The organism is Exiguobacterium sp. SH31, assembly GCF_001816105.1.
GTDB classification, from domain to species: domain Bacteria; phylum Bacillota; class Bacilli; order Exiguobacteriales; family Exiguobacteriaceae; genus Exiguobacterium; species Exiguobacterium aurantiacum_A.
The window spans coordinates 49720-69200 of record NZ_LYTG01000091.1 but is presented as its reverse complement, the minus strand read 5'-3'; the positions used below and the strand labels follow the sequence as shown (position 1 = coordinate 69200).

Here is a 19481-nt window from a genome sequence, read left to right as displayed (position 1 = left end):
TCCGGCCTGTCGTGTCACAGCATCTTATTCGAGAACCAGTCAGATAGGTATGGCGTGTCCTGGATGATGAACGTCGCGAGCGACGAGTTGTCGACCGCAGTTTGGACGCCCGCCATCGGGACGAACGCGATCACCCAAAGGATGAAGAACGTGATGACGTATGACTCGAAGAATCCGAGCACGGCACCGATGATGCCTTTCAATTGGCGCAAGATCGGCAAGTCCGTCAAGAAGTCGAGCATCGACAAGATGAGATGCAAGACGAGCTTCGTGATCAGGAACAAGATGACGAACCAAAAAACGTTATAGAATGTCATCTCGATGCCTGACAGTGAGTTCAAGTCGAGCACACCGCCCGGTAACGTCCCGTCAAGTTGCGACGGGTATGGGATCCAAAGCTTGAACGCTTCGGCGAGATCCCGGTAATAGGCGTTGGCGACAAAGAAACTGATGATGAGCGCGACCCAATGGCCGAGCTGGAGGATCGCACCACGGCGGAAGCCGTTAATGATCCCGATAAACAAGAAAAACAGTATAAGTAGAGTAACCATGGATTGATTTATTCTCCCGTATTTCGTTTAGTTTTGACGTGATCGCTCGCAATTTGGATCGCGGCGAGGACCGCTGCCTGACGAGCGTCTAGCTGAGGGGACTGTTCACGAATCTCGCGGATCTTACTATCGACGAGAAAGCCCACTTCCCTCACATGATCGGCTGACTCCTCGCTAACAATTGTATAGTCTTGCCCCGCAATGTGAATCGTTGTTCGTTGTACCTGCACGTGTCACCCCTCCTTTACGTCTGTTCCAAATTAATCATAACATCGTTTGTATATTAGGAAAAGGAGAAGACCCCTTCCTTTTTATCACTAACATTTTGTGATACCCTGTTCAGAAGTTGTCAAACGTCAATCTTCAGTAAAATTCGAAGATAGGCTGGCAACACGCAGGGAAATGTGCGAAAATAGCAACAATTCAAACATTTAGAAAGGATGATTTATTTGAAATTAAGGATTGGTCTTCTAGGCCGCATCATCATCGCTATCGCTTTCGGGATATTAGTCGGTAGCATCGTACCAGAAAGCCAGAACTGGATTGTACGGACGTTCGTCACGTTCAACACGGTCTTCGGACAATTCTTAGGCTTCGCCATCCCACTCATCATTCTCGCCTTCATCATCCCAGGTATCGGGGAACTTGGAAAAGGCGCCGGGAAACTAGTCGGCTTGACGGCCGCGATTGCTTACGTATCGACGATTGTCGCCGGTACACTCGCCTACTTCGCGACGAGCAACCTGTTCCCACAGATTTTAGCACGCAGCACGGCATCAGCTGAAAACCCAGAAGAAGCACTCTTGAAAGGTTTCATGGAGTTTGAGATTCCACCGGTATTCGGTGTCATGACAGCGCTCATTCTCGCTTTCGTCATCGGGATCGGGATCGCCGCGATCGAGAGCAAACGCTCACTCGACCTCGCCATGGACTTCCGCGATATTATCGAACTACTCATCAGTAAAGTCATCATTCCATTTTTACCGATCCACATCGCCGGAATTTTCATGAACATGACGTACGCCGGCCAAGTCGCCGAGATTTTGTCGGTGTTCTCGCTCGTCTTCGTCACGATCATCGTCCTTCACGCGACGATGCTCATGATTCAATATTCGATCGCAGGCGGGCTCAATAAAGAGAACCCGTTCAAACTGCTCAAGACGATGATGCCGGCTTACTTCACAGCCATCGGCACACAGTCGTCAGCCGCGACGATACCAGTCACGCTTCGTCAGGCAAAATTGAACAACGTCGATGAAGGCGTCGCTAACTTCGTCGTCCCGCTCTGCGCGACGATCCACTTGTCAGGCTCGACGATCACGCTCACATCGGTCGGTGTCGCCCTCATGTACTTGAACGGCATGCCGATGTCATACGCGATCATCCTCCCGTTCATCCTCGCCCTTGGCGTGACGATGATCGCGGCGCCTGGTGTTCCTGGCGGGGCCGTCATGGCATCACTCGGATTGTTCGGATCGATCCTCGGATTCGATGCGACGATGCAAAGCCTCGTCATCGCGCTCTACTTGGCGCAAGACAGCTTCGGTACGGCGACGAACGTCACAGGTGACGGCGCTATCGCCAAAATCGTCCATTACTTCAAACGCAACACGAACTTGCTCGACGACGCGAAAGCGCGCGAAGACATCGCATAACGAGTTACGAGTTAGACAACGGGCAGGCCTTACGGTTTGCCCGTTTTTATACATATGAAGAGAGGTGTCGACTTTGGAAGTGAAAGTTTGGAACGACCCGTTCGCGTTTTCGGAACGCGTCATGTCGGAATTGTTGAAAAAAGAAGCCGAGAACAGCTTGATGATCGGCATCCTTGAAAATATTAAGCGAGACCTATACGACACCTACCATCAGTTGACGGTCGAGGACGATGGACAGCTCCTCGCCATCATGCAGGTCACACCGCCGCACCCGCTCAATTACGTCGTCGTCGACACGTCTCAGGCAACATCGATCCACGCGGCTGTCATTCCGACCTTACTTCGGTTAGATATCCCGTTCACAGAAGTCGTGTCGGAAAGAGCCCATGCCGAGGCGTTCGCTGCCGTGTGGCAGAAGCATACGAATGAACAAGCATCGACGTTCATGTCGCAAGGCCTCTATCGATTGGACCACGTCGACGACATCGACATGGCCGACGGATTGATGCGCCAGGCGACACGCGCCGACCAACCATTGTTAGAGGAATGGTATCGCGCCTTCGAGCTAGACTCGGGACTCGAACCATCAACTGATGAACGAATGGTCGCTGTCGTGACAGCGATGATTGAAAACGACGACGCCGTCATCTGGGAAGTCGACGGCACGCCCGTCTCGTGCGCGAAACGGTCGCGACCGACCACAAACGGTGTCACCGTCTCATTCGTCTATACCGATCCGAGGAGGCGCGGGAACGGGTATGCCCGAAGCCTCGTCGCCGAACTGAGCCGAAAGCTGCTAACCGATAAACAGTTCTGCACCCTCTACACCGATTTGACCAACCCGACGTCAAACAAGATTTATCAAGAAGTCGGCTACCGGCCGATCATGGAATCTTCGTGGATCCGACTCGCTAGATGAATCATCCCGCCTCCCCTATACTAATAGGTGGAGGCGATTTTTATGAGGAACTGGTGGAAGCAAATCCCGAAACGAGTCCGTTCGGTCGTGTCGACGGTCTTCGTCGGCTCGATCGTTGCCTACATGCTGATCGTCGGTGGCATGAGCGTCTTCGCCGACCCGAATCTCGACACGCTCTTGCTGAGCGTCATCGGGGCCGCCTTGCTGACGTTTATCGCTTATCGGGCAATAAAAAAGTGATCGACGCGTTCGTCGATCACTTTTTCTGTGATTAGAAGAATGAAGCTGGGTTGACCGTGCTGCCCGCGCTCGAAGACGAGTACGAGTAACCGCCACGGTGAATCTCGAAGTGCAAGTGCGAGCCAGTCGAGTTACCTGTGCTGCCCATGCCGCCGATGTTCTGACCTTGTGAGACGCGTTGGCCAGCTGAGACAGATACCGAGCTCATGTGCGCGTAGACCGTCGTCCAAACTTGTCCGTTCAAGACGTGCGTGATGATGACGTGGTTCCCGTAGGCGCCGCCCCATCCTGCCGTCGTGACCGTACCTGTTTGTGCTGCATAGATCGGTGTGCCGACAGCTGCTGCGATATCAAGACCGTTGTGGAACGTATAACCGTTCACACCACTTGCAGGTCCAAAAGGTTGTGTGAGACGACCGCTAGCAGGACGTTGGAACATGCCGCCGCTTGCCGGTGCCGCCGCTACAGGCGTTGTCGCTGATGCACTTGGCTGGCTTGACGAACCTTGTTGCTTTTGTTGTTTCGCTGCTGCTGCAGCTGCTGCCGCTTCCGCCGCTGCTTTACGTTTCGCTTCTTCAGCCGCACGACGTTGTGCTTCGATTTCTGCTTTGATTGAAGCTTCTTGTGCTTGGAGCGTTGATTCCATTTCTTTCAAACTCATCAATTTCGATTCGAACTTGATTTTCTCAGCGTTGAGCTTCTTGATTTTAGCCGCCCGCTCTTTCATTTTCTTGTCGAGCGCTTTTTTGCGTTCTTCAAGTTCTTGCTTTTGTTTCACGAGAGCGTCACGCTCGGCTTTTAATTCAGCCTGTGCTGTCGCAAGCTTTTCTTTCGTCGCTTCGTACTCATCAAAAATTTGCTTGTCGTTCTCTTGAATCGTACCTGCTGTGATCATACGAGTAAGCAAGTCACCGAAGTCTTTTGACCCGAAGATGAACTCGGCCCAGTCGATCGACCCGCCGCCGTTCTTTTGCATCGTTGCCATGCGCTCTTTCATAAGTTCTTCTTGTGCTTTCATTTTTGCTTCATACTGCTTGATTTGTTTTTCAAGTGCGGCAATTTTTTCTTGCGTAGCACGAATCTCAGCTTTCTTTTGTGCGACGTCGTTGATGACGTCTTGGAGTTCAGCGTCTAGCTTGTTGATTTCTTGTTGCTCTTTGCTGATCGCTTTTTCACGTGATTGGATCGAAGAGTTCGCTTTGCTCTGCTCAGTGCTATTCTTTTGTTGCTGCTGTTGGACCTTTTTTGCTTGTCTGTAAGTGACGCTGCAAAACCAGGTGTCGTGCCGCTGATTAGAAGAGCGCCTAAAGTGACGGTTGCTGCAAGTTTCTTCAAGTTAATCAATGTGCTTACCTCCGCTGAGTCGTGTGAATTTCTATAGAATAATAGATGAATGAGTTCTGTATAGTTTTGCGAGAATCCGTCTCGCCCTGTGACTCATTATAGCAATCTAAACCTGAAGTTATTTTACACTTATATTTCATTCGCGTTACATTGACCTGATTTAGGTTTTATCCTCGACAAAACGTGGGTATTTAACGGACTCAATCAACAAATTGTCACAAAATATGAATTTAGTAAAAAAAGAAAAACGCTTTATGAAAGCGCTTTTCAAATAATGACCTATACTATTTTTTATCTACCTGACCGATACATAACCTCTCCGTTGGTGTTTGTTACGTTTTCTCACGAACAGATAATAGCCACCGAAGAGCAGGACGCCGCAACAAGCACCGAAGCTGTCTAATACGACGTCTTGAATGAGCGGGGTGCGTTCCGGGGTCAGGCTCTGATGAAACTCATCAAAGATGGCGACCGTGTTCGCGAGCGCCCAAGCGAACAACAACACGAGCCATGCGTTCAGTCTCGTCCGTGACACGGCTTTGACGAACAACGCACCTAAAGCGAAGAAGACCGTGAAGTGTGCCGCTTTCCGAATTAAAAATTCAATCAAGCCGACGCTTCCTTTGTCTTCGAGCGAGACCGGGCTGCCGGCATAGTCGAAGTCGACGTTCGAGAGGGCTGGTTCGGCCCACGTCCAATCGAAGCGTTCGAGCGGCGAGACGATGCTTTGGTCAGAGTACGGCGTCGCACTCGAGACGAACAAGCCGATCAGGATCAACGCGATCCAAATAAATTCATTTTTCAGTATGTACATAACACCTTTCCTCTCTACAACGATTCATTATACGGGTTCCGTTTGATTTCATTGTAACAACGACCTCATCGTTTCGTGACAATTTGATTGCGGACAAGCAGTTCAAAGTCGTTCGCAATCGAACGGCTTGCTATAATGAAAAGAAAAAGGGGGAATCAGATGATGATCTATCAGTACGAAGCAGCCGACATGAGTGGCAAGCTGCAGCCTTTATCCAAATACGAGGGGGACGTCCTCTTGATCGTCAACACGGCGAGCAAGTGCGGCTTCACCCCTCAATTAGACGGCCTTGAAAAGCTATTTGAACGCTATCAAGGTCAAGGTTTCCATATTCTTGGCTTCCCGTGCAACCAGTTCGGCAACCAAGACCCGGGCTCGAACGAAGAGATCAGCGAGTTCTGTCAATTGAACTATGGCGTGACGTTCCCGATGTTCGCGAAAGTCGACGTCAACGGCAAAGACGCGCACCCGCTCTTCCAATACTTATCGAAAGAAGCGCCTGGCCTGCTCGGCTCGAAAACGATCAAGTGGAACTTCACGAAGTTCCTCGTCGACCGGAAAGGCAACGTCATCGAACGGTTCTCACCACAGACGACACCGGACGAGATCGAGCGAGCTTTGAAACGCCTGCTCTGACCGCTAAAAAGGATGGTCCGCCCCTCTAGGGCAGACCATCCTTTTATCGTGGTGTAATGAAGTTGATCGTATAGAACGGACTGTTGTCTTCATTATAAACAAGACCGACCGAGGCGTGCGTGAAGTCCCGCTTCAAGATGTTCTCGCGGTGACCGAGCGAGTTCATCAGTCCCCAGTGAGCATGAAAGACGCTCATCTGTCCCATCGCCAAGTTCTCCCCGGCGAGCGAGTAGGCAAGTCCGGCCTCATTCATCCGTTCGAACGGGTCGCGTCCTTCGGGGTCGGTGTGGCTGAAGAAGTTGTTCACCGCCATGTTCTCACTATGCGCCCGGACGACCGGGAGCAGCGGCTCATAGTCAGCGAGTGCGGACAGCCCAAACTTTTGACGGTCCCAGTTCATGAGCATACGCATGAGCGCCTCGTTAGACACGATGCTCTCTTCCGAGACGTCTCCATAATACCCGTCGCTCGACTCCTCGACGTTCCGTTCAATGGAAAGGACGGCTTTCAGCTTGTCTTCGTCATGTTGGTCAAAGAACATCGTGACGTAATTGCCGTTCATCGCATAGACCGAGAACGAAGGATCGTCCGGGATCAAGTAACGTTTCAACCCTTTATCGTAAGACTTCACTTCGTCGAAGCCGATGTTCTCGACTTGTTGTCGTGTCGTCTGGTCAAGGACGAGCCCTTCGAACGTACTGCCCGACTCGAATTGGTATTGCCCTTTTTTGGCACCATCCTCATCGACGAGCTCAAGCGTTCGGTCGCCATTTTTCTCGAGCAAATACCAGTCGTGGCCGGCATATTGGCTCGCGAACTTTGGAGCGTCGGTCGCGACGCGCTCTTCCACCACTTCCGTCGACTTCACCTGGACGCTCGTCGGCGCTGATACGTTCGGCACCTCATAGTTCCAAGCCGTATATAGACCAATCCCAATCAATAGAATAAACAGTTTACGAAACATATCGTCTCCTTTCGTGAGAACCTAGCCCTGTCGCTCACCGAATTCACGCAGACGCGATTTGATATCGATGAGCATCTCCATATAAGCGAAATAAGTCGCTTCGTCTATATTTAGCATACCACTCACTTTGACCGGCACGTCCTCGGCCTGCTCACGAAGTGCGCTGCCCGATGCAGTGAGCGACACCAACACCCGGCGCTCATCATCGGTCGCCCGGATTTTCTCCACGTATCCGAGTTGGGTCAATCGTTTGATGAGCGGTGACAGCGTGCCCGAATCAAGCGTCAACCGTTCCCCGAGCTGTTTCAAATCGATGTGATCTTCTTCCCATAAAACGAGCATGACCAAATACTGGCTGTATGTGAGTTTGAGCGGCTCTAAGATCGGCCGATACAAACGTGTCAATTCTTTTGAGGCGGTGTAGAGCTGAAAGCAAATCTGATGCTCTAATGTTAACGAACTTTTCATATAAATTCCTCCGGCTAAAGTCTTAGGTCAAGCATATCACTTGAATATCTGTTTGACTGCCCTATAATTAAATTGTGCACAACTTAATTATTAAAAACGAAACGGAGGAATTAAATTATGAAACCATTATTCACAGCTTCAGCAACAGCTCTAGGTGGCCGCGAAGGTCGCGTCACATCTACGGACGGCGTCATCGACTTGAGCGTCGCAATGCCAGGATCGAAACAAGCAGAAGAGTCGACGAACCCTGAGCAATTGTTCGCAGCCGGATACGCAGCTTGCTTCGGCAGCGCGTTGAACCTCGTCATCGGCAAAGAGCGCGTCAAGACGGATGGCACGAGCGTCACTGGCCACGTCACACTCAACCAGAACGACGAAGGTTTCTTCATCTCGGTCGAGCTCGAAGTCGAAATCAAAGGTGTCGACCAAGCAACTGCTGAGCGTCTCGTCGAAGCAGCGCACCAAGTGTGCCCGTATTCGAAAGCGACACGCGGCAACGTCGACGTCAAATTGACGACAAACGTCGCCTAATCCCCTGCCCGCTCAAATATGAGTGGGCTTTTTTTGCGTCCATACCTATTAACAGAGTAGAATGAAAAGACAAACATCCGACTGAGGAGGCGACACGATGCTAAAAGGAAAACGAAAGTACATCACGTTCGGCATCGTGGTCGTCTTTCTGTTCGCCGCCCTTTACAACGGGCTGACGATTAGAGAGTATGAGCTGACGACCGAGAAGCTCGAAACTGGTCAATCGTTACGCGTCATCCTCCTCTCGGATTTGCACGGCTACTCTTATGGTGAGGACCAAAAAAATCTGATTGAAAAAGTTCGTGAACAGCAACCTGACTTGATCGCGCTTCCGGGTGATTTGCTCGACCGATACCGCTCGCCAGACGCCGCTTTCGAACTGATCGAAGGGCTACAAGGAATCGCCCCGATGTATTTCGTCACCGGCAACCATGAAATTGATGAATCAAGTGATTTCGTCCGGCACGACGTCAAAGACGTGTTTCGTTCGTTTGGTGTGATTGTGCTCGAGAACGAAGCCGAGACCGTGACGGTCAACGGAGTCGAACTCATCATCGGCGGCGTCGAGGACCCGCTTCGTACGTACGCCGAAAACATATACGGGAGCTGGGAGCAGGACGTCTTGACCGCACTTGACGACGTCGAAACGGACAACACGTTCAGCCTGCTCTTGTCCCACCGGGCAGAACAAGTCGAGACGTACGCCGAGCTTCCGTTTGACCTCGTCTTGTCGGGCCACGCCCATGGCGGTCAGGTCCGTATCCCTTATCTGTTGAACGGGCTTTACGCGCCTGACCAAGGCTTCTTTCCAAAATATGCGGGCGGCCTGTATGAACACGATTCGTTCACCCATATCATCGGCCGCGGCTTCAACTACACAGTCAGCGTACCGCGTATCTTCAATCCACCCGAGATCGTCGTCATCGACATCGCGGGCACTGGGACTCCTTTGTGAGTCCCTTTTTCTATTCCCGTTCGCGGGTAGATTCATGCTCGCACCATACGGGTACAGTAACCATGTCATCGTTCACCTGTCTTTCAAAAAAGGAGGTAACCAACGTATGCGTGCTGTTACTTATCAAGGGACGAAAAACATCGAAGTGAAAGATGTGTCGGACCCGGAAATCGAGAACCGAGAAGAGATCATCGTCAAGATCACGTCGACGGCCATCTGTGGGTCTGACCTTCACATTTACCAAGGCAACATGCCGGCCCGGCACGGGTTTATCATCGGACACGAACCGATGGGCATCGTCGAAGACATCGGACCAGACGTGACGAAAGTGAAAAAAGGCGATCGCGTCGTCTTACCGTTCAACGTCTCTTGCGGCCATTGCTTCTATTGTGAGAATGAAATGGAGAGCCAGTGCGACAACTCGAACCACGCCCCGCACACAGATGCGGGCGGACTGTTCGGTTACACTGAACAGTTCGGGAACCACCCCGGTGGTCAGGCCGAATACTTGAAAGTACCGTATGGTAACTTCATGCCGCTCGTCATCCCCGAGTCGTGCGAGCTCGAGGATGAGGCACTGTTGTTCCTCTCCGACGTCATCCCAACCGCATGGTGGAGCTTGGATAACGCCGGGATGAAGGCCGGCGACACGGTCGTCGTCCTTGGGTCGGGCCCTGTCGGCTTGATGACACAAAAACTCGCCTGGGTGCGCGGCGCAAAACGAGTCATCGCTGTCGACCCGGAGATTTATCGATTGAACCGAGCCAAGCTCTCAAACAACGTCGAAACCGTTTTGTTGAAAGACCCGGTCGAGACCGGCAAATACATCCGGGAAATCACGGGTGGCGGCGCCGATATCGTCGTCGACTGTGTCGGCATCGACGGGAAGAAAACCCCGATCGAGAAAGTCGAGCAAAAGCTGATGATCCAAGGCGGAACGCTCAGCGCCATCAAAGTCGCCAAAGAAGCCGTCCGCAAGTTCGGTACGGTCCAATTGACCGGTGTCTATCCGATGAACTATAACCAGTTTCCGATGGGTGACTTCTTCACGCGCAACGTCACGCTTAAGACTGGTCAAGCTCCGGTCATCCACTACATGCCTGAGTTGTTCCAGATGATCGTCGACAAGAAGTTCGACCCGACCGACATCATCACCCACCGCCTGCCGCTCGAACAAGCCGCGGACGCCTACAAGATGTTCAACGACCATCTCGACGACTGCGTCAAAGTCGTCCTGAAACCATAACAAAAGCGGTCCCCGACTCTTGTCAGGGACCGCTCGTGCGTTTACCAGATCGTTCGTTCCTCGCAGTGTGCCGTCTCTCGTTCGATTTGAACGGTCGAACGGCCGAACGAACCATACTGCTTCATCCGCTCCGTCACATCGTGCAGCACGCGTTGATCATCTGTCGTTTTGTCAATCAACACGTGGCACGTGACGGCGTACTCCTCAGACGTGATCGACCAGACGTGGAGGTCATGCACTTCTTTGACGCCTTCGACGGTCGCAAGGTCACGCTGCATCGCCACGACGTCGACTTTGTCAGGCGCCCCTTCCGTCAAAATATGGACGGCGTCCCGAGTCACGCGGTACCCGCTCACCAAGATGAGGAGTGCGACGAACATACTGGCGATCGGATCAGCGAGCGTCCACCCGAACATTAAAATGAGCAGCGCCGCCGTGATGGCCCCGACCGATCCGAGCAAGTCTCCGAACACGTGCAGGAGCGCGCTCCGGACGTTCAAGTTGTCCTGCTCGCCACGCATCAAGATCCACGCCGCGAGCACGTTGACAAGCAACCCGATGACGGCGATGGCTAGCATGCCGCCGCTTAAAATCTCTGGTGGCGCGAACAAGCGCTTATATGCCTCGATGATGATATAACCTGAGATGACAAGGAGCGTCAATCCGTTGACGAACGCTGCCAAAATCTCAAAGCGGCGGTACCCGAACGTCTGGTGCGGTGTCGCCTTACGGGCGCCGAACCGGACCGCCAAGAAACTGAGCCCGAGCGCTGCCGCGTCGCCGAGCATATGCCCCGCGTCCGATAAGAGCGCGAGGCTGTTCGTCCACAGACCGCCGATAACTTCGACGACCATGAACGTGACAATCAACAGAAATGCTAGGAATAATGCTCGTTGATTCGTTGTGTGGTGGTGGCCTTCGTGGCCATGATTATGTTGTTCCATGCGTCATCGCTCCTCTCTCCCTTCATTATATCCCTTTTCTCCCCATCATTCAAACGTTCGTTTGAATGAAATCAAAAAAAAGAAGCGCCGACAGGATGCACCCTCTCGACGCCAGCACTTACTTTTGTTCAATTCGGACCCGCATGACCCCGTTATACGGGAATAGCTTCAATTGAAGCGTCTCCCCGTCATACCAACTGCCCGCACTTTGGGCGCTCGACGCCTCAAGTTCAGGCGTCATGGCCGTCTGACGGTCCCAATCGATTGCTTTCACTCGTTGGTCACGCACCATTAAAAAGAAACCATTGTAGAAGTGGTACTCGTTCACTTGGTCGCGCTGGACAGACGCCGGTGCCCCGAGTGTCGACCGGACCGTCGCCACGTCCTGACCGAGCCAGTCCAAGGCAGACGCTGAAGCCGTCGGCACGACCGTTTGCCAAGCCTGTTCCACTTCATCGTCCGAGACGCTAGTCGCTTCCTCGGCCACACGCTCTTCCGTCACCCATCCGGTCGTCCGCTCGTTCAACTGAAGTTTGACGAATCCACTGACGGCTTCGAGCCGTTCGAACCGATCTCCAAGATCCGCTTCATATAGAACGGTCACACGATCATCAGCATACACTTTCGTGTACGGCGTCGCGATGTAGACGACGTTCTCACTCGGCTCTTCTTCAGTCGCTTCCTCTTCAGGTTCCGCCTCTGTCCCGCTATCGACTTCTTCTGTCGAGATGTTGTCCGACTCAGGCAGTGCCGTCTGCTTTTGCGAATCGATGTACGCTGCGAACGCGATGACACCGATCAATGAAGCGATCAACAAGACCGCCGTCGCTAACCGTAACAACCGTTTTCGTTTCCTTGACGCGGCCCGTGATGACCGAACTTCTTCCTTCATTATTCTCCACTCCTACTCGTTTCGTCTCATCTGTTCCGATTCGTCAAACGGCTTCACGTTTCCTGCCTCGTCGACAAATTTTTGTTCGTCATTCGTCAGCGCCTCGAGCGTCTGAATCGTCGCTTCGACGTCGATGGGAGGCGTGTCTTGTCCGGCTTCTAAAATCCGCACCGTCTCGCCGAGCTCGATCGTCCGGTCCGTCAGCTGATGGAACGTCCGGTCGTGCGAGATGAGGATGAGACCGCCCCGGTAGATCGATAAGGCCGCCTCGATCTGTTCGCGTGTCGCAACGTCTAAATAGTTCGTCGGTTCATCGAGCGCGAGCATGTCTGCATCCGAGAAGTAAAGGATGAGGAATGCGATCCGACACTTCTCGCCCATGCTCGCCTCATGCATCGGTTTATAGACGTCGTCACGACGGAACAAAAAGTGGGCCAGGAGCGTCCGCGCTTCCGTCTCCGGAATGTCGCTCGCGGATAATAGTGCGTCGAGCAGCGTCCCATCCTCGGGCAACCGTTCGAGCGTCTGTGAGAAGTAGCCGATTTTCAGTTTCGGATGGCGATGCACAGCACCCTCGTTTGGCTCAAGCTGCCCTAAAAGCAGCTTCAACAGCGTCGTCTTGCCGCTCCCGTTCGGTCCGACGATCGACAGACGATCTCCTCGATTGAACGTGAACGAAAGATGCTCGAACAACGGCTCGTCATATCCGAACGCGACATTCTCGACAGTGATCCACGTCTTCGCCTCAAGCGGTTCCGCTTCGAAGCGGACCGAAACGCGCCCCGAGTCTTTCGGTTTGTTGGGACGCCCTTGTTCGAGCTGATCGAGTTTTCGTTCCCTTGCTTTCATCTTGACGGCAAGGTTCGCCGCCCCTTTCTGAGCACCAGGACTGCGGACGCTCGCCGTCGCTTTCGCCTTCAAGTGCCAGCCTTTGTACTGGGCGATCATATCGAGCAGTTCCGACTTGCGCGCCACATAGCGCGCGTGGGCCCGCTCGTCACGCACCCGTTCCTCGGCTTTTTGCTGCTTATAGGCGCTATAGTTGCCCGGATAGCGGACGACCTCGCCGCCACTCAGTTCAAGGATGACCGTTGCGACGTCATCGATGAACTGGCGGTCGTGGGAGATGGCGAGCACCGTGCCCGGAAACTCACGCACCCAGCGCGTCAGCCAGTCGATCGAGTCGACGTCGAGATGATTCGTCGGCTCGTCGAGCAATACGACGTCGACGTGACGCATCATGAGCCGGGCCAATTGTGCCCGCGTCTGTTCGCCGCCGCTCAAGTCAGAAAGCCGTCTTAATCCCATTCCGTCCATGCCGATCCGTTTCAACGCCTGGTTCGCCTCGGCCTCGAGTCCGAAAGCGTCACACGCCATCGCCTCGTCATACACCGCGAGCACGCGCTCAGTGTCGCCCGATGTGACTTCTTCGTACAAACGGAACCGTTCGTCGTCACCTTTCATGACGTACGCGAGCGTCGTCCCCTCCCCAACAAAAACGGTCTGTTCGACGACACCGACTTTCCCTGCTACTTCGATTCGACCGGCCTGAGGGCTCAGTTCACCGACGAGCAATTTGAACAACGTCGTCTTCCCTGACCCGTTTTGGCCGAACAAGACGGCCCGTTCGTCTGTTGCCACATCGAACGAGACGCTGTCGAATAGCGGTTGCTGGTCGAAGTCGAACCGAACTTGATTTACTGATAACATAGTTGTCTCACCTCGCTTGTTTGTCCGATACGCGATGAAACAAAAAACACCATTCGCTACAAAGCGATGGTGTGAAGATCTCCGGTCAAGCGGAAAAAAGGGTCACCCCGCAGCTTGAGATTGGACACACTTCACCCTTGACTGTTCGTGCGAACAGTGATGATTCGTTTCATCAGTTGAGTGAGCGTGACTTTTTCATGGCGCGATGTACCTTCCTTTCCTAATCTACTGCCACCTTACCAAATTGTAAGCGGATTCGCAACCAGCAAACCCACAATCTCCCATCGTTTCTACGCCTATGGGCGGATGCATGTCTTAGTCGTCAGCGTTAAGATGAAACTATTCTATATATCGAGGTGACTCACATGAAATTACGCAACTTACTCGTCCCGAGCGCTGTCTTGGCAAGCGTCGGCACGTTCTTTTATACACGACTGAAACAGCGGTTACCGCGTCCAGACTTTAAAGAGGCGTCGATCAAACCTGACTTGTCCGTCTTCGACGAGACGAGCGTGAGCGCGACATGGATCGGCCACTCGACCGTGCTCATCCATTGGTACGGCCTCAAAATTTTGACCGACCCGGTATTCTCAAAACGGATCGGTGTCCACGTCGGTCCCGTCACGTTCGGCATGAAACGGCATACCGCCCCTGCCCTCACGATCGAAGAAATCGGCCACGTCGACGTCATCTTGCTCAGCCACGCCCATATGGACCACTTCGACCATAAAAGTTTGAAGCGGCTCATCACCCGCGACACGGTCGTCATCTCGGCACCGGGAACGAGCAAACTGTTGCGTCACTATCCGAGCCTACAGACGCTCGAGATGCATCCCCACGACAAGTTGACACTCGCGAACGGGCTCGATGTCCGTGCCATTCCTGTCAAGCATTGGGGCAACCGCTTCCCGTGGGACAAGCACATGGGCTTTAACGGTTACGTCTTGAAATATAAAGGCGTCCGTATGCTGTTCGCCGGCGACACGGCGTACACCGAAGCGTTCAACGGGCTCGCGAACAAAGAACCGATCGACCTCGCCTTCTTCCCGATCGGTGCGTATCAACCGGACTCGTTCCAAGAAGCGCACTGCACCCCGGAACAGGCGTGGACGATGTTCAAACAGAGCGGTGCGAAACGGTTCTTCCCGATGCACTGGGACACGTTCGTCTTATCGTACGAGCCGGTCGAAGAGCCGTATGACCGCCTCGTCGCCGCGGCCAAGCTCGAACGCGACCAAATCGTGATCAAAGCGCACGGAGAAAGCATTCGGCTGTAGGTTTCGCTTTCACTTTGTCGTGATTTTCGGTAACGTTAGAGGTGAGAGGGAGGGAATCAAATTATGGAATGGACAACACTCAATAATGATGTGAAGCTGCCGATGCTCGGGCTCGGTGTGTACAAAGTTGAAGACGGGACGGTCACGGTCGACACGGTCAAGGCGGCACTCGACGCCGGCTACCGGTTGATCGACACGGCCGCTATCTATCAGAACGAAGAGAGCGTCGGACAGGCGATCCGTGAGTCGAGCGTCCCGCGCGAAGATATCTTCGTGACGACGAAACTGTGGAACGAATTTCACGGCTACGACGAGGCGCTCCAGGCGTTTCAAGACAGCCTCGACCGACTTGGCCTCGACTATGTCGACTTGTTCTTGATCCATTGGCCGATGCCGCGCTTCGGTAAGTTCGTCGAGACGTACAAAGCGCTCGAGCAGTTGTATGAGGAAGGCAAAGTACGGGCCATCGGTGTCTCGAACTTCGAGATTCAACACCTCGAACAGATCATCCAATCGTGCGCGATCGTACCCGCGGTGAATCAAGTTGAGATCCACCCATACTTGTCCCAAAAAGAATTGATCGCGTTCTGCAAGCGTTATGACATCCAGATCCAAGCGTGGAGTCCGCTCATGAAAGGTCGTGAGGCGCTCGAGGATGCGACGATCGTCGACATCGCGAGCAAGTACGGCAAGTCCCCGGCCCAAGTCATCTTGCGCTGGCATCTTCAAAACGGTGTCGCCGTCATCCCGAAATCGGTCACACCGAGTCGGATTCGTGAAAATATACAGGTATTTGACTTCACGTTGACGAAAGAAGACATGGCAGCGATCGACGGACTCAACCGGAACGAACGGACCGGGTCCGACCCGGTCGAGATGCACAAAATCCACTACTGAGGAGAGACTGTACATGTTCAAAAAACTAGCTTCTGATTTGACAGGCTTTAGCGATATCGGTGAAGTCATCGACCCGAAAGACTTCGACAAGGCCGATGCCGACGATTACGTCTTACATGAGGACAACGAGAAGATTTACTTCTTGATCAAGTCGAAATCGGACGAGTACTGCTTCACGAACCTCGCGATGATCCATCTCGACGGCGCGAGCGCCATCAGTTCGAAGCGCGTCTTGTATCGTTATCCGTACGCGCAGCATCCGCTTCAACACGTCATGTTCGAGACGGCTGGCACGGTCGACTTAGACGTCGAGATCAAGTTCACGATCGGTGACAAGCCATACTCGATCGACGTGAACAAGAAGCAAATCGAGCACGTCAAAGACTTGTACAAATCACTCCTCGCCATCGCCGAGAAACAACGCGAAGGCCGGAAGATGCTTGAATTTGCCAACACGTCGCTCACGCATTCCGTGTCGGTAATGAGCGGCCTCCGTCAAGGCGACATGAACGTCGCGACGACGTTTAAAGACTTGTCGCAACAATCGTTCGACTGGCTCCAAGGCCACTATCACGAATGGAACCGGAAAGATTTCGGTGACGTGTTCGAGAAGTACATCAATAATTAACTTGGTGGTGACGTATGGACTATATGTGGTTGTTGATTGCGTTTTTCTTGTTCATGCTCGTGATTTTGACTGTATTCATCAGTAGTGTGCTCAACGCCTTGCTCAGGAACCTCCACCCGTTAGTTCATATCACCGTCATTTTGTTTTTGTCGTTCACGTATGAGCGTCTAATGTTAGATTATAATCTCTTATGGACGCTTTTCATTCTTGTGACCATCAGTTATTTAGCACCACTTCTCGTCGTTAAAATATACAACAAAGGTGAGCGCTTCGAACGCGAACATCTAAAATGACACAATGTCCCCTAGACTACAAACGGAGTCTAGGGGACATTTTTATTTACCTTCGTCGATCAACCTTTCGGCGAGCCGTTGGTACAAGTGGCTCATATGCACCGCGGAGGCGATTGCGAGTGACTGTTGGATTTCACTCGCTTCAGTCGCTTTCACGTTCTCGAGCAACGTCTCGGCTTGCGTCTCGAACGCCTGCAAGTTCTGTTCTTTCTGAGCTTGATAGGCGTCATAAAAGTCTTCGAGCGAGAACGCCTCGTCCGATTCGTTCAACGGACGGAGTGTCTCCTTGATGTCGTTGATCGACAACAGCCCCTTCATCTCATAGATCAACCCGAGGAGCATCAAATGCTCGTTCGTGTACTTCTTGTTTTTGACGGGATGGAACAACTTCCCTTTGGCGTAGTTGTTGATCATCGTCTTCGTCAAGATCGTCTCGTCTTCATTACGCTTCATCTTGCCGTAATGTTGCTCGAACAGTTGGATGACTTGGTCCATATATAAGTCGATCGTCGGCAATACCGCTTTCGGGAGCGTGCCTTCCGTCCGTACAATCTCGTTCGGTTTCATCGAATCACCTCACTTTCAGTATACGGACAATCGTCGTTTGTCGAAACAAAAACCTTGTTCTTCTTGCCCATACCGCTTATCATGTAGTTATGGATACTACATGACGTCATAAGGAGTGTTTTTGCATGAATTCGATTTTTCGGGAACCAATTAACGCGCTGACCCATCTCGCCGGGGCGGTACTCGCCTTCATCGCCTTGATCGCGATGACGGTGAAAGCGTCACTGCTCGGCTCACCGCTCGCCATCATGGCGGCGATCTTGTTCGGGATCAGTCTCGTCTTTCTTTACTTATCGTCTGGTCTCTACCACAGCATCATCGCCTCGCCGAAAGTCATCGCGTTCTTCCGACGAATCGATCATGCGATGATTTACGCCTTGATCGCCGGGACATACGCCCCGCTCACACTGCTCGCGCTCGAAAGTCCGATGCGTTGGGTGCTGTTCGGTATCGTCCACGTCCTTGCCTTGTTCGGCATCATCTTCAAACTTGTCTGGTTCCACGCCCCACGCTTCTTGTCGACGGCACTCTATATCGGCATGGGCTGGCTGTCGGTGTTCTTCATCGGACCGCTCCATAGCGTGATCGGCAACGGCGGCATCTTCTGGCTCCTACTCGGGGGCTTCATGTACACGGTCGGCGGTCTCATCTACGGCTTTAAGCCGAAGTTCGTCAACTGGCGCGGTTGGGGCTTTCATGAGGTGTTCCACTTGTTCATCTTGTTTGGAAGCTTCGCCCACTTCGTCTGCGTGTTCTGGTACGTCTTTTAAGTCCTCATCGTGAGGGCTTTTTTTGTGAGCACATTCATTTACTTCAAATTCAAGACATTCTACACTGACTGTAGGAGGGATTCACTATGAAAATTGAAGTTTGGTCAGATTACGTCTGTCCGTTCTGTTATATCGGTAAGCGCCGTCTAGAAGAAGCACTCGAACAGTTCCAACACGCGGACAAGGTCGAAGTGGAGTTCAAGAGCTTCGAACTCGACCCGAACGCGCCGACGAACGACTCACGTTCGATTTATGAAGTGCTCGCGAAAAAATACAGCATGCCGCTCGAGCAGGCGAAAACGACGACGGCCCAAGTCGCCGCTCAAGCTCAATCAGTCGGACTCGACTATGACTTTGACAACATGGTCGTCACCGGCACGCTCGACTCGCACCGGTTGACGCACTATGCGAAGACGGTCGGGAAAGAGAAAGAACTGTCGGAAGCGCTCCTCAAAGCGTACTTCGTCGAGGCGAAACATATCGGTGACCACGACGTCCTCGTTGAGATCGCGACAAGTGTCGGGCTCGATGCTGACGCCGTGAAAAACGTACTCGCTTCAGACGTATACACGGAAGACGTCCGCGCTGAAGAAAGACGCGCGAGCGATCTCGGCATCACCGGCGTCCCGTTCTTCGTCTTCGACGGCAAGTATGGCGTCTCAGGCGCCCAACCGACCGAGGCGTTCACACAAGTACTCGAGAAGACGTGGGCCGAATCGGCACCGACACTTCAAGTGCTCTCGGGCGGTGCGACGTGCACGGACGATAACTGCGATATTTGACTTCAAAAGAACGACAGAGAAGCATTCGTCTGAATACGGACGAATGCTTTTTTAGGTTTAATCTAAGTTTGCAAATCCTTTAGCATGGCCTCGAATGAAATTGCTTCAGAATGTTCTTGATGTGCACTCATTGCTTCATGATAAAGCACTATGTCTAATTCATCTTCTATTCGTTCTAGGACAGCTTCCCGAACAAGCATAGAGAGGGTAAGATTTTTTGTTTTCGCATACTCTCTAATGAGAAGTTCGTCTTCCTCATTGAGTCGCACAGATATCGTTCCCATACAATCACCTTCCTTCATACACATTGTATTACGAAATCAGAGTGTTTATATAATCAGTTCGCATGAATTAATGAATGGGAGAAGAAGTCGAATCTCGGCTTCTTTTTTGTGGCT

The 19481-nt window shown here is 52.5% G+C and carries 24 protein-coding genes; 13 read left to right on the top strand and 11 right to left on the bottom strand.

The window, feature by feature from the left end; translation table 11 throughout:
• Window positions 1-14: 14 nt before the first annotated feature.
• Complete coding sequence (locus A6395_RS12735) at window positions 15-551, bottom strand: CvpA family protein (RefSeq protein WP_071399306.1); 537 nt, start codon at window positions 549-551, stop codon at window positions 15-17.
• Window positions 552-559: 8 nt separating this feature from the next.
• Window positions 560-781 carry a cell division protein ZapA gene (gene zapA / locus A6395_RS12730; RefSeq protein ID WP_016508139.1) on the bottom strand — a complete coding sequence of 74 codons (222 nt, stop codon included), beginning with the start codon at window positions 779-781 and terminating at the stop codon, window positions 560-562.
• 210 nt (window positions 782-991) lie between these two features.
• Here zapA and A6395_RS12725 point away from each other — a divergent pair, with 210 nt between their 5' ends.
• From A6395_RS12725 to A6395_RS12715, 3 genes are all read left to right on the top strand, one after another.
• Window positions 992-2206 carry a dicarboxylate/amino acid:cation symporter gene (locus A6395_RS12725; protein ID WP_071399305.1) on the top strand — a complete coding sequence of 405 codons (1215 nt, stop codon included), beginning with the start codon at window positions 992-994 and terminating at the stop codon, window positions 2204-2206.
• Window positions 2207-2285: 79 nt separating this feature from the next.
• Window positions 2286-3125, top strand: coding sequence for a GNAT family N-acetyltransferase (locus tag A6395_RS12720; RefSeq protein ID WP_233589634.1), 840 nt, complete (start codon window positions 2286-2288; stop codon window positions 3123-3125).
• Window positions 3126-3167: 42 nt separating this feature from the next.
• On the top strand, window positions 3168-3365 hold the full coding sequence (locus tag A6395_RS12715; RefSeq protein ID WP_233589617.1) for a hypothetical protein: 198 nt from the start codon (window positions 3168-3170) through the stop codon (window positions 3363-3365).
• 31 nt (window positions 3366-3396) lie between these two features.
• Here A6395_RS12715 and A6395_RS12710 read toward each other — a convergent pair whose 3' ends face one another.
• A complete protein-coding gene (locus tag A6395_RS12710) occupies window positions 3397-4383 on the bottom strand; it encodes a murein hydrolase activator EnvC family protein (RefSeq protein WP_084813068.1) in 987 nt (328 codons plus the stop codon).
• 621 nt (window positions 4384-5004) lie between these two features.
• On the bottom strand, window positions 5005-5523 hold the full coding sequence (locus A6395_RS12705; RefSeq protein WP_071399303.1) for a VanZ family protein: 519 nt from the start codon (window positions 5521-5523) through the stop codon (window positions 5005-5007).
• 159 nt (window positions 5524-5682) lie between these two features.
• On the opposite strand from A6395_RS12705, the gene A6395_RS12700 reads away from it, so the two are divergent.
• Window positions 5683-6159 carry a glutathione peroxidase gene (locus A6395_RS12700; protein WP_071399302.1) on the top strand — a complete coding sequence of 159 codons (477 nt, stop codon included), beginning with the start codon at window positions 5683-5685 and terminating at the stop codon, window positions 6157-6159.
• Between the two features lie 43 nt (window positions 6160-6202).
• Here the strand turns inward: A6395_RS12700 and A6395_RS12695 are convergent, their stop codons facing one another.
• A complete protein-coding gene (locus tag A6395_RS12695; protein ID WP_071399301.1) occupies window positions 6203-7123 on the bottom strand; it encodes a CAP domain-containing protein in 921 nt (306 codons plus the stop codon).
• Window positions 7124-7144: 21 nt separating this feature from the next.
• Window positions 7145-7591, bottom strand: coding sequence for a MarR family winged helix-turn-helix transcriptional regulator (locus A6395_RS12690; RefSeq protein ID WP_070327775.1), 447 nt, complete (start codon window positions 7589-7591; stop codon window positions 7145-7147).
• A gap of 117 nt (window positions 7592-7708) precedes the next feature.
• Here A6395_RS12690 and A6395_RS12685 point away from each other — a divergent pair, with 117 nt between their 5' ends.
• The 3 genes from A6395_RS12685 (at window position 7709) to A6395_RS12675 (ending at window position 10323) form a co-directional block, all read left to right on the top strand.
• Window positions 7709-8122, top strand: a complete 414-nt coding sequence (locus tag A6395_RS12685; protein WP_083273990.1) for an organic hydroperoxide resistance protein — start codon at window positions 7709-7711, stop codon at window positions 8120-8122.
• A 97-nt stretch (window positions 8123-8219) separates the two neighbouring features.
• Window positions 8220-9077: a metallophosphoesterase gene (locus A6395_RS12680; protein ID WP_071399300.1), complete on the top strand. Its 858-nt coding sequence runs from the start codon at window positions 8220-8222 to the stop codon at window positions 9075-9077.
• Window positions 9078-9183: 106 nt separating this feature from the next.
• Window positions 9184-10323, top strand: coding sequence for a zinc-dependent alcohol dehydrogenase (locus tag A6395_RS12675; protein WP_070327777.1), 1140 nt, complete (start codon window positions 9184-9186; stop codon window positions 10321-10323).
• 41 nt (window positions 10324-10364) lie between these two features.
• Here the strand turns inward: A6395_RS12675 and A6395_RS12670 are convergent, their stop codons facing one another.
• From A6395_RS12670 to abc-f, 3 genes are all read right to left on the bottom strand, one after another.
• Window positions 10365-11267, bottom strand: a complete 903-nt coding sequence (locus A6395_RS12670) for a cation diffusion facilitator family transporter (RefSeq protein WP_071399299.1) — start codon at window positions 11265-11267, stop codon at window positions 10365-10367.
• Window positions 11268-11385: 118 nt separating this feature from the next.
• Window positions 11386-12159 (bottom strand): hypothetical protein, encoded by a 774-nt coding sequence (locus tag A6395_RS12665; RefSeq protein WP_071399298.1) that lies wholly within the window; start codon window positions 12157-12159, stop codon window positions 11386-11388.
• A 12-nt stretch (window positions 12160-12171) separates the two neighbouring features.
• The gene (gene abc-f, locus A6395_RS12660) at window positions 12172-13869 is read right to left on the bottom strand and encodes a ribosomal protection-like ABC-F family protein (protein ID WP_071399297.1); all 1698 of its coding nucleotides are present in this window, start codon (window positions 13867-13869) and stop codon (window positions 12172-12174) included.
• A gap of 365 nt (window positions 13870-14234) precedes the next feature.
• On the opposite strand from abc-f, the gene A6395_RS12655 reads away from it, so the two are divergent.
• The 4 genes from A6395_RS12655 (at window position 14235) to A6395_RS12640 (ending at window position 16964) form a co-directional block, all read left to right on the top strand.
• Entirely contained in the window at window positions 14235-15146 is a 912-nt protein-coding gene (locus tag A6395_RS12655) for an MBL fold metallo-hydrolase (RefSeq protein ID WP_071399296.1), read from the top strand.
• A gap of 63 nt (window positions 15147-15209) precedes the next feature.
• A complete protein-coding gene (locus A6395_RS12650) occupies window positions 15210-16043 on the top strand; it encodes an aldo/keto reductase (RefSeq protein WP_071399295.1) in 834 nt (277 codons plus the stop codon).
• Window positions 16044-16056: 13 nt separating this feature from the next.
• A complete protein-coding gene (locus tag A6395_RS12645) occupies window positions 16057-16671 on the top strand; it encodes a PH domain-containing protein (protein WP_071399294.1) in 615 nt (204 codons plus the stop codon).
• Window positions 16672-16685: 14 nt separating this feature from the next.
• On the top strand, window positions 16686-16964 hold the full coding sequence (locus A6395_RS12640; RefSeq protein ID WP_071399293.1) for a hypothetical protein: 279 nt from the start codon (window positions 16686-16688) through the stop codon (window positions 16962-16964).
• Between the two features lie 42 nt (window positions 16965-17006).
• Here the strand turns inward: A6395_RS12640 and A6395_RS12635 are convergent, their stop codons facing one another.
• Window positions 17007-17531 carry a DUF1836 domain-containing protein gene (locus A6395_RS12635; protein WP_071399292.1) on the bottom strand — a complete coding sequence of 175 codons (525 nt, stop codon included), beginning with the start codon at window positions 17529-17531 and terminating at the stop codon, window positions 17007-17009.
• Window positions 17532-17656: 125 nt separating this feature from the next.
• On the opposite strand from A6395_RS12635, the gene trhA reads away from it, so the two are divergent.
• Together trhA and A6395_RS12625 are read left to right on the top strand one after the other, a co-directional pair.
• On the top strand, window positions 17657-18301 hold the full coding sequence (gene trhA / locus A6395_RS12630) for a PAQR family membrane homeostasis protein TrhA (protein ID WP_070327786.1): 645 nt from the start codon (window positions 17657-17659) through the stop codon (window positions 18299-18301).
• An 86-nt stretch (window positions 18302-18387) separates the two neighbouring features.
• Window positions 18388-19083 (top strand): DsbA family oxidoreductase, encoded by a 696-nt coding sequence (locus A6395_RS12625; protein WP_071399291.1) that lies wholly within the window; start codon window positions 18388-18390, stop codon window positions 19081-19083.
• A gap of 62 nt (window positions 19084-19145) precedes the next feature.
• Here A6395_RS12625 and relB read toward each other — a convergent pair whose 3' ends face one another.
• The gene (relB, locus tag A6395_RS12620; protein WP_071399290.1) at window positions 19146-19367 is read right to left on the bottom strand and encodes a type II toxin-antitoxin system RelB family antitoxin; all 222 of its coding nucleotides are present in this window, start codon (window positions 19365-19367) and stop codon (window positions 19146-19148) included.
• Window positions 19368-19481 lie beyond the last annotated feature (114 nt).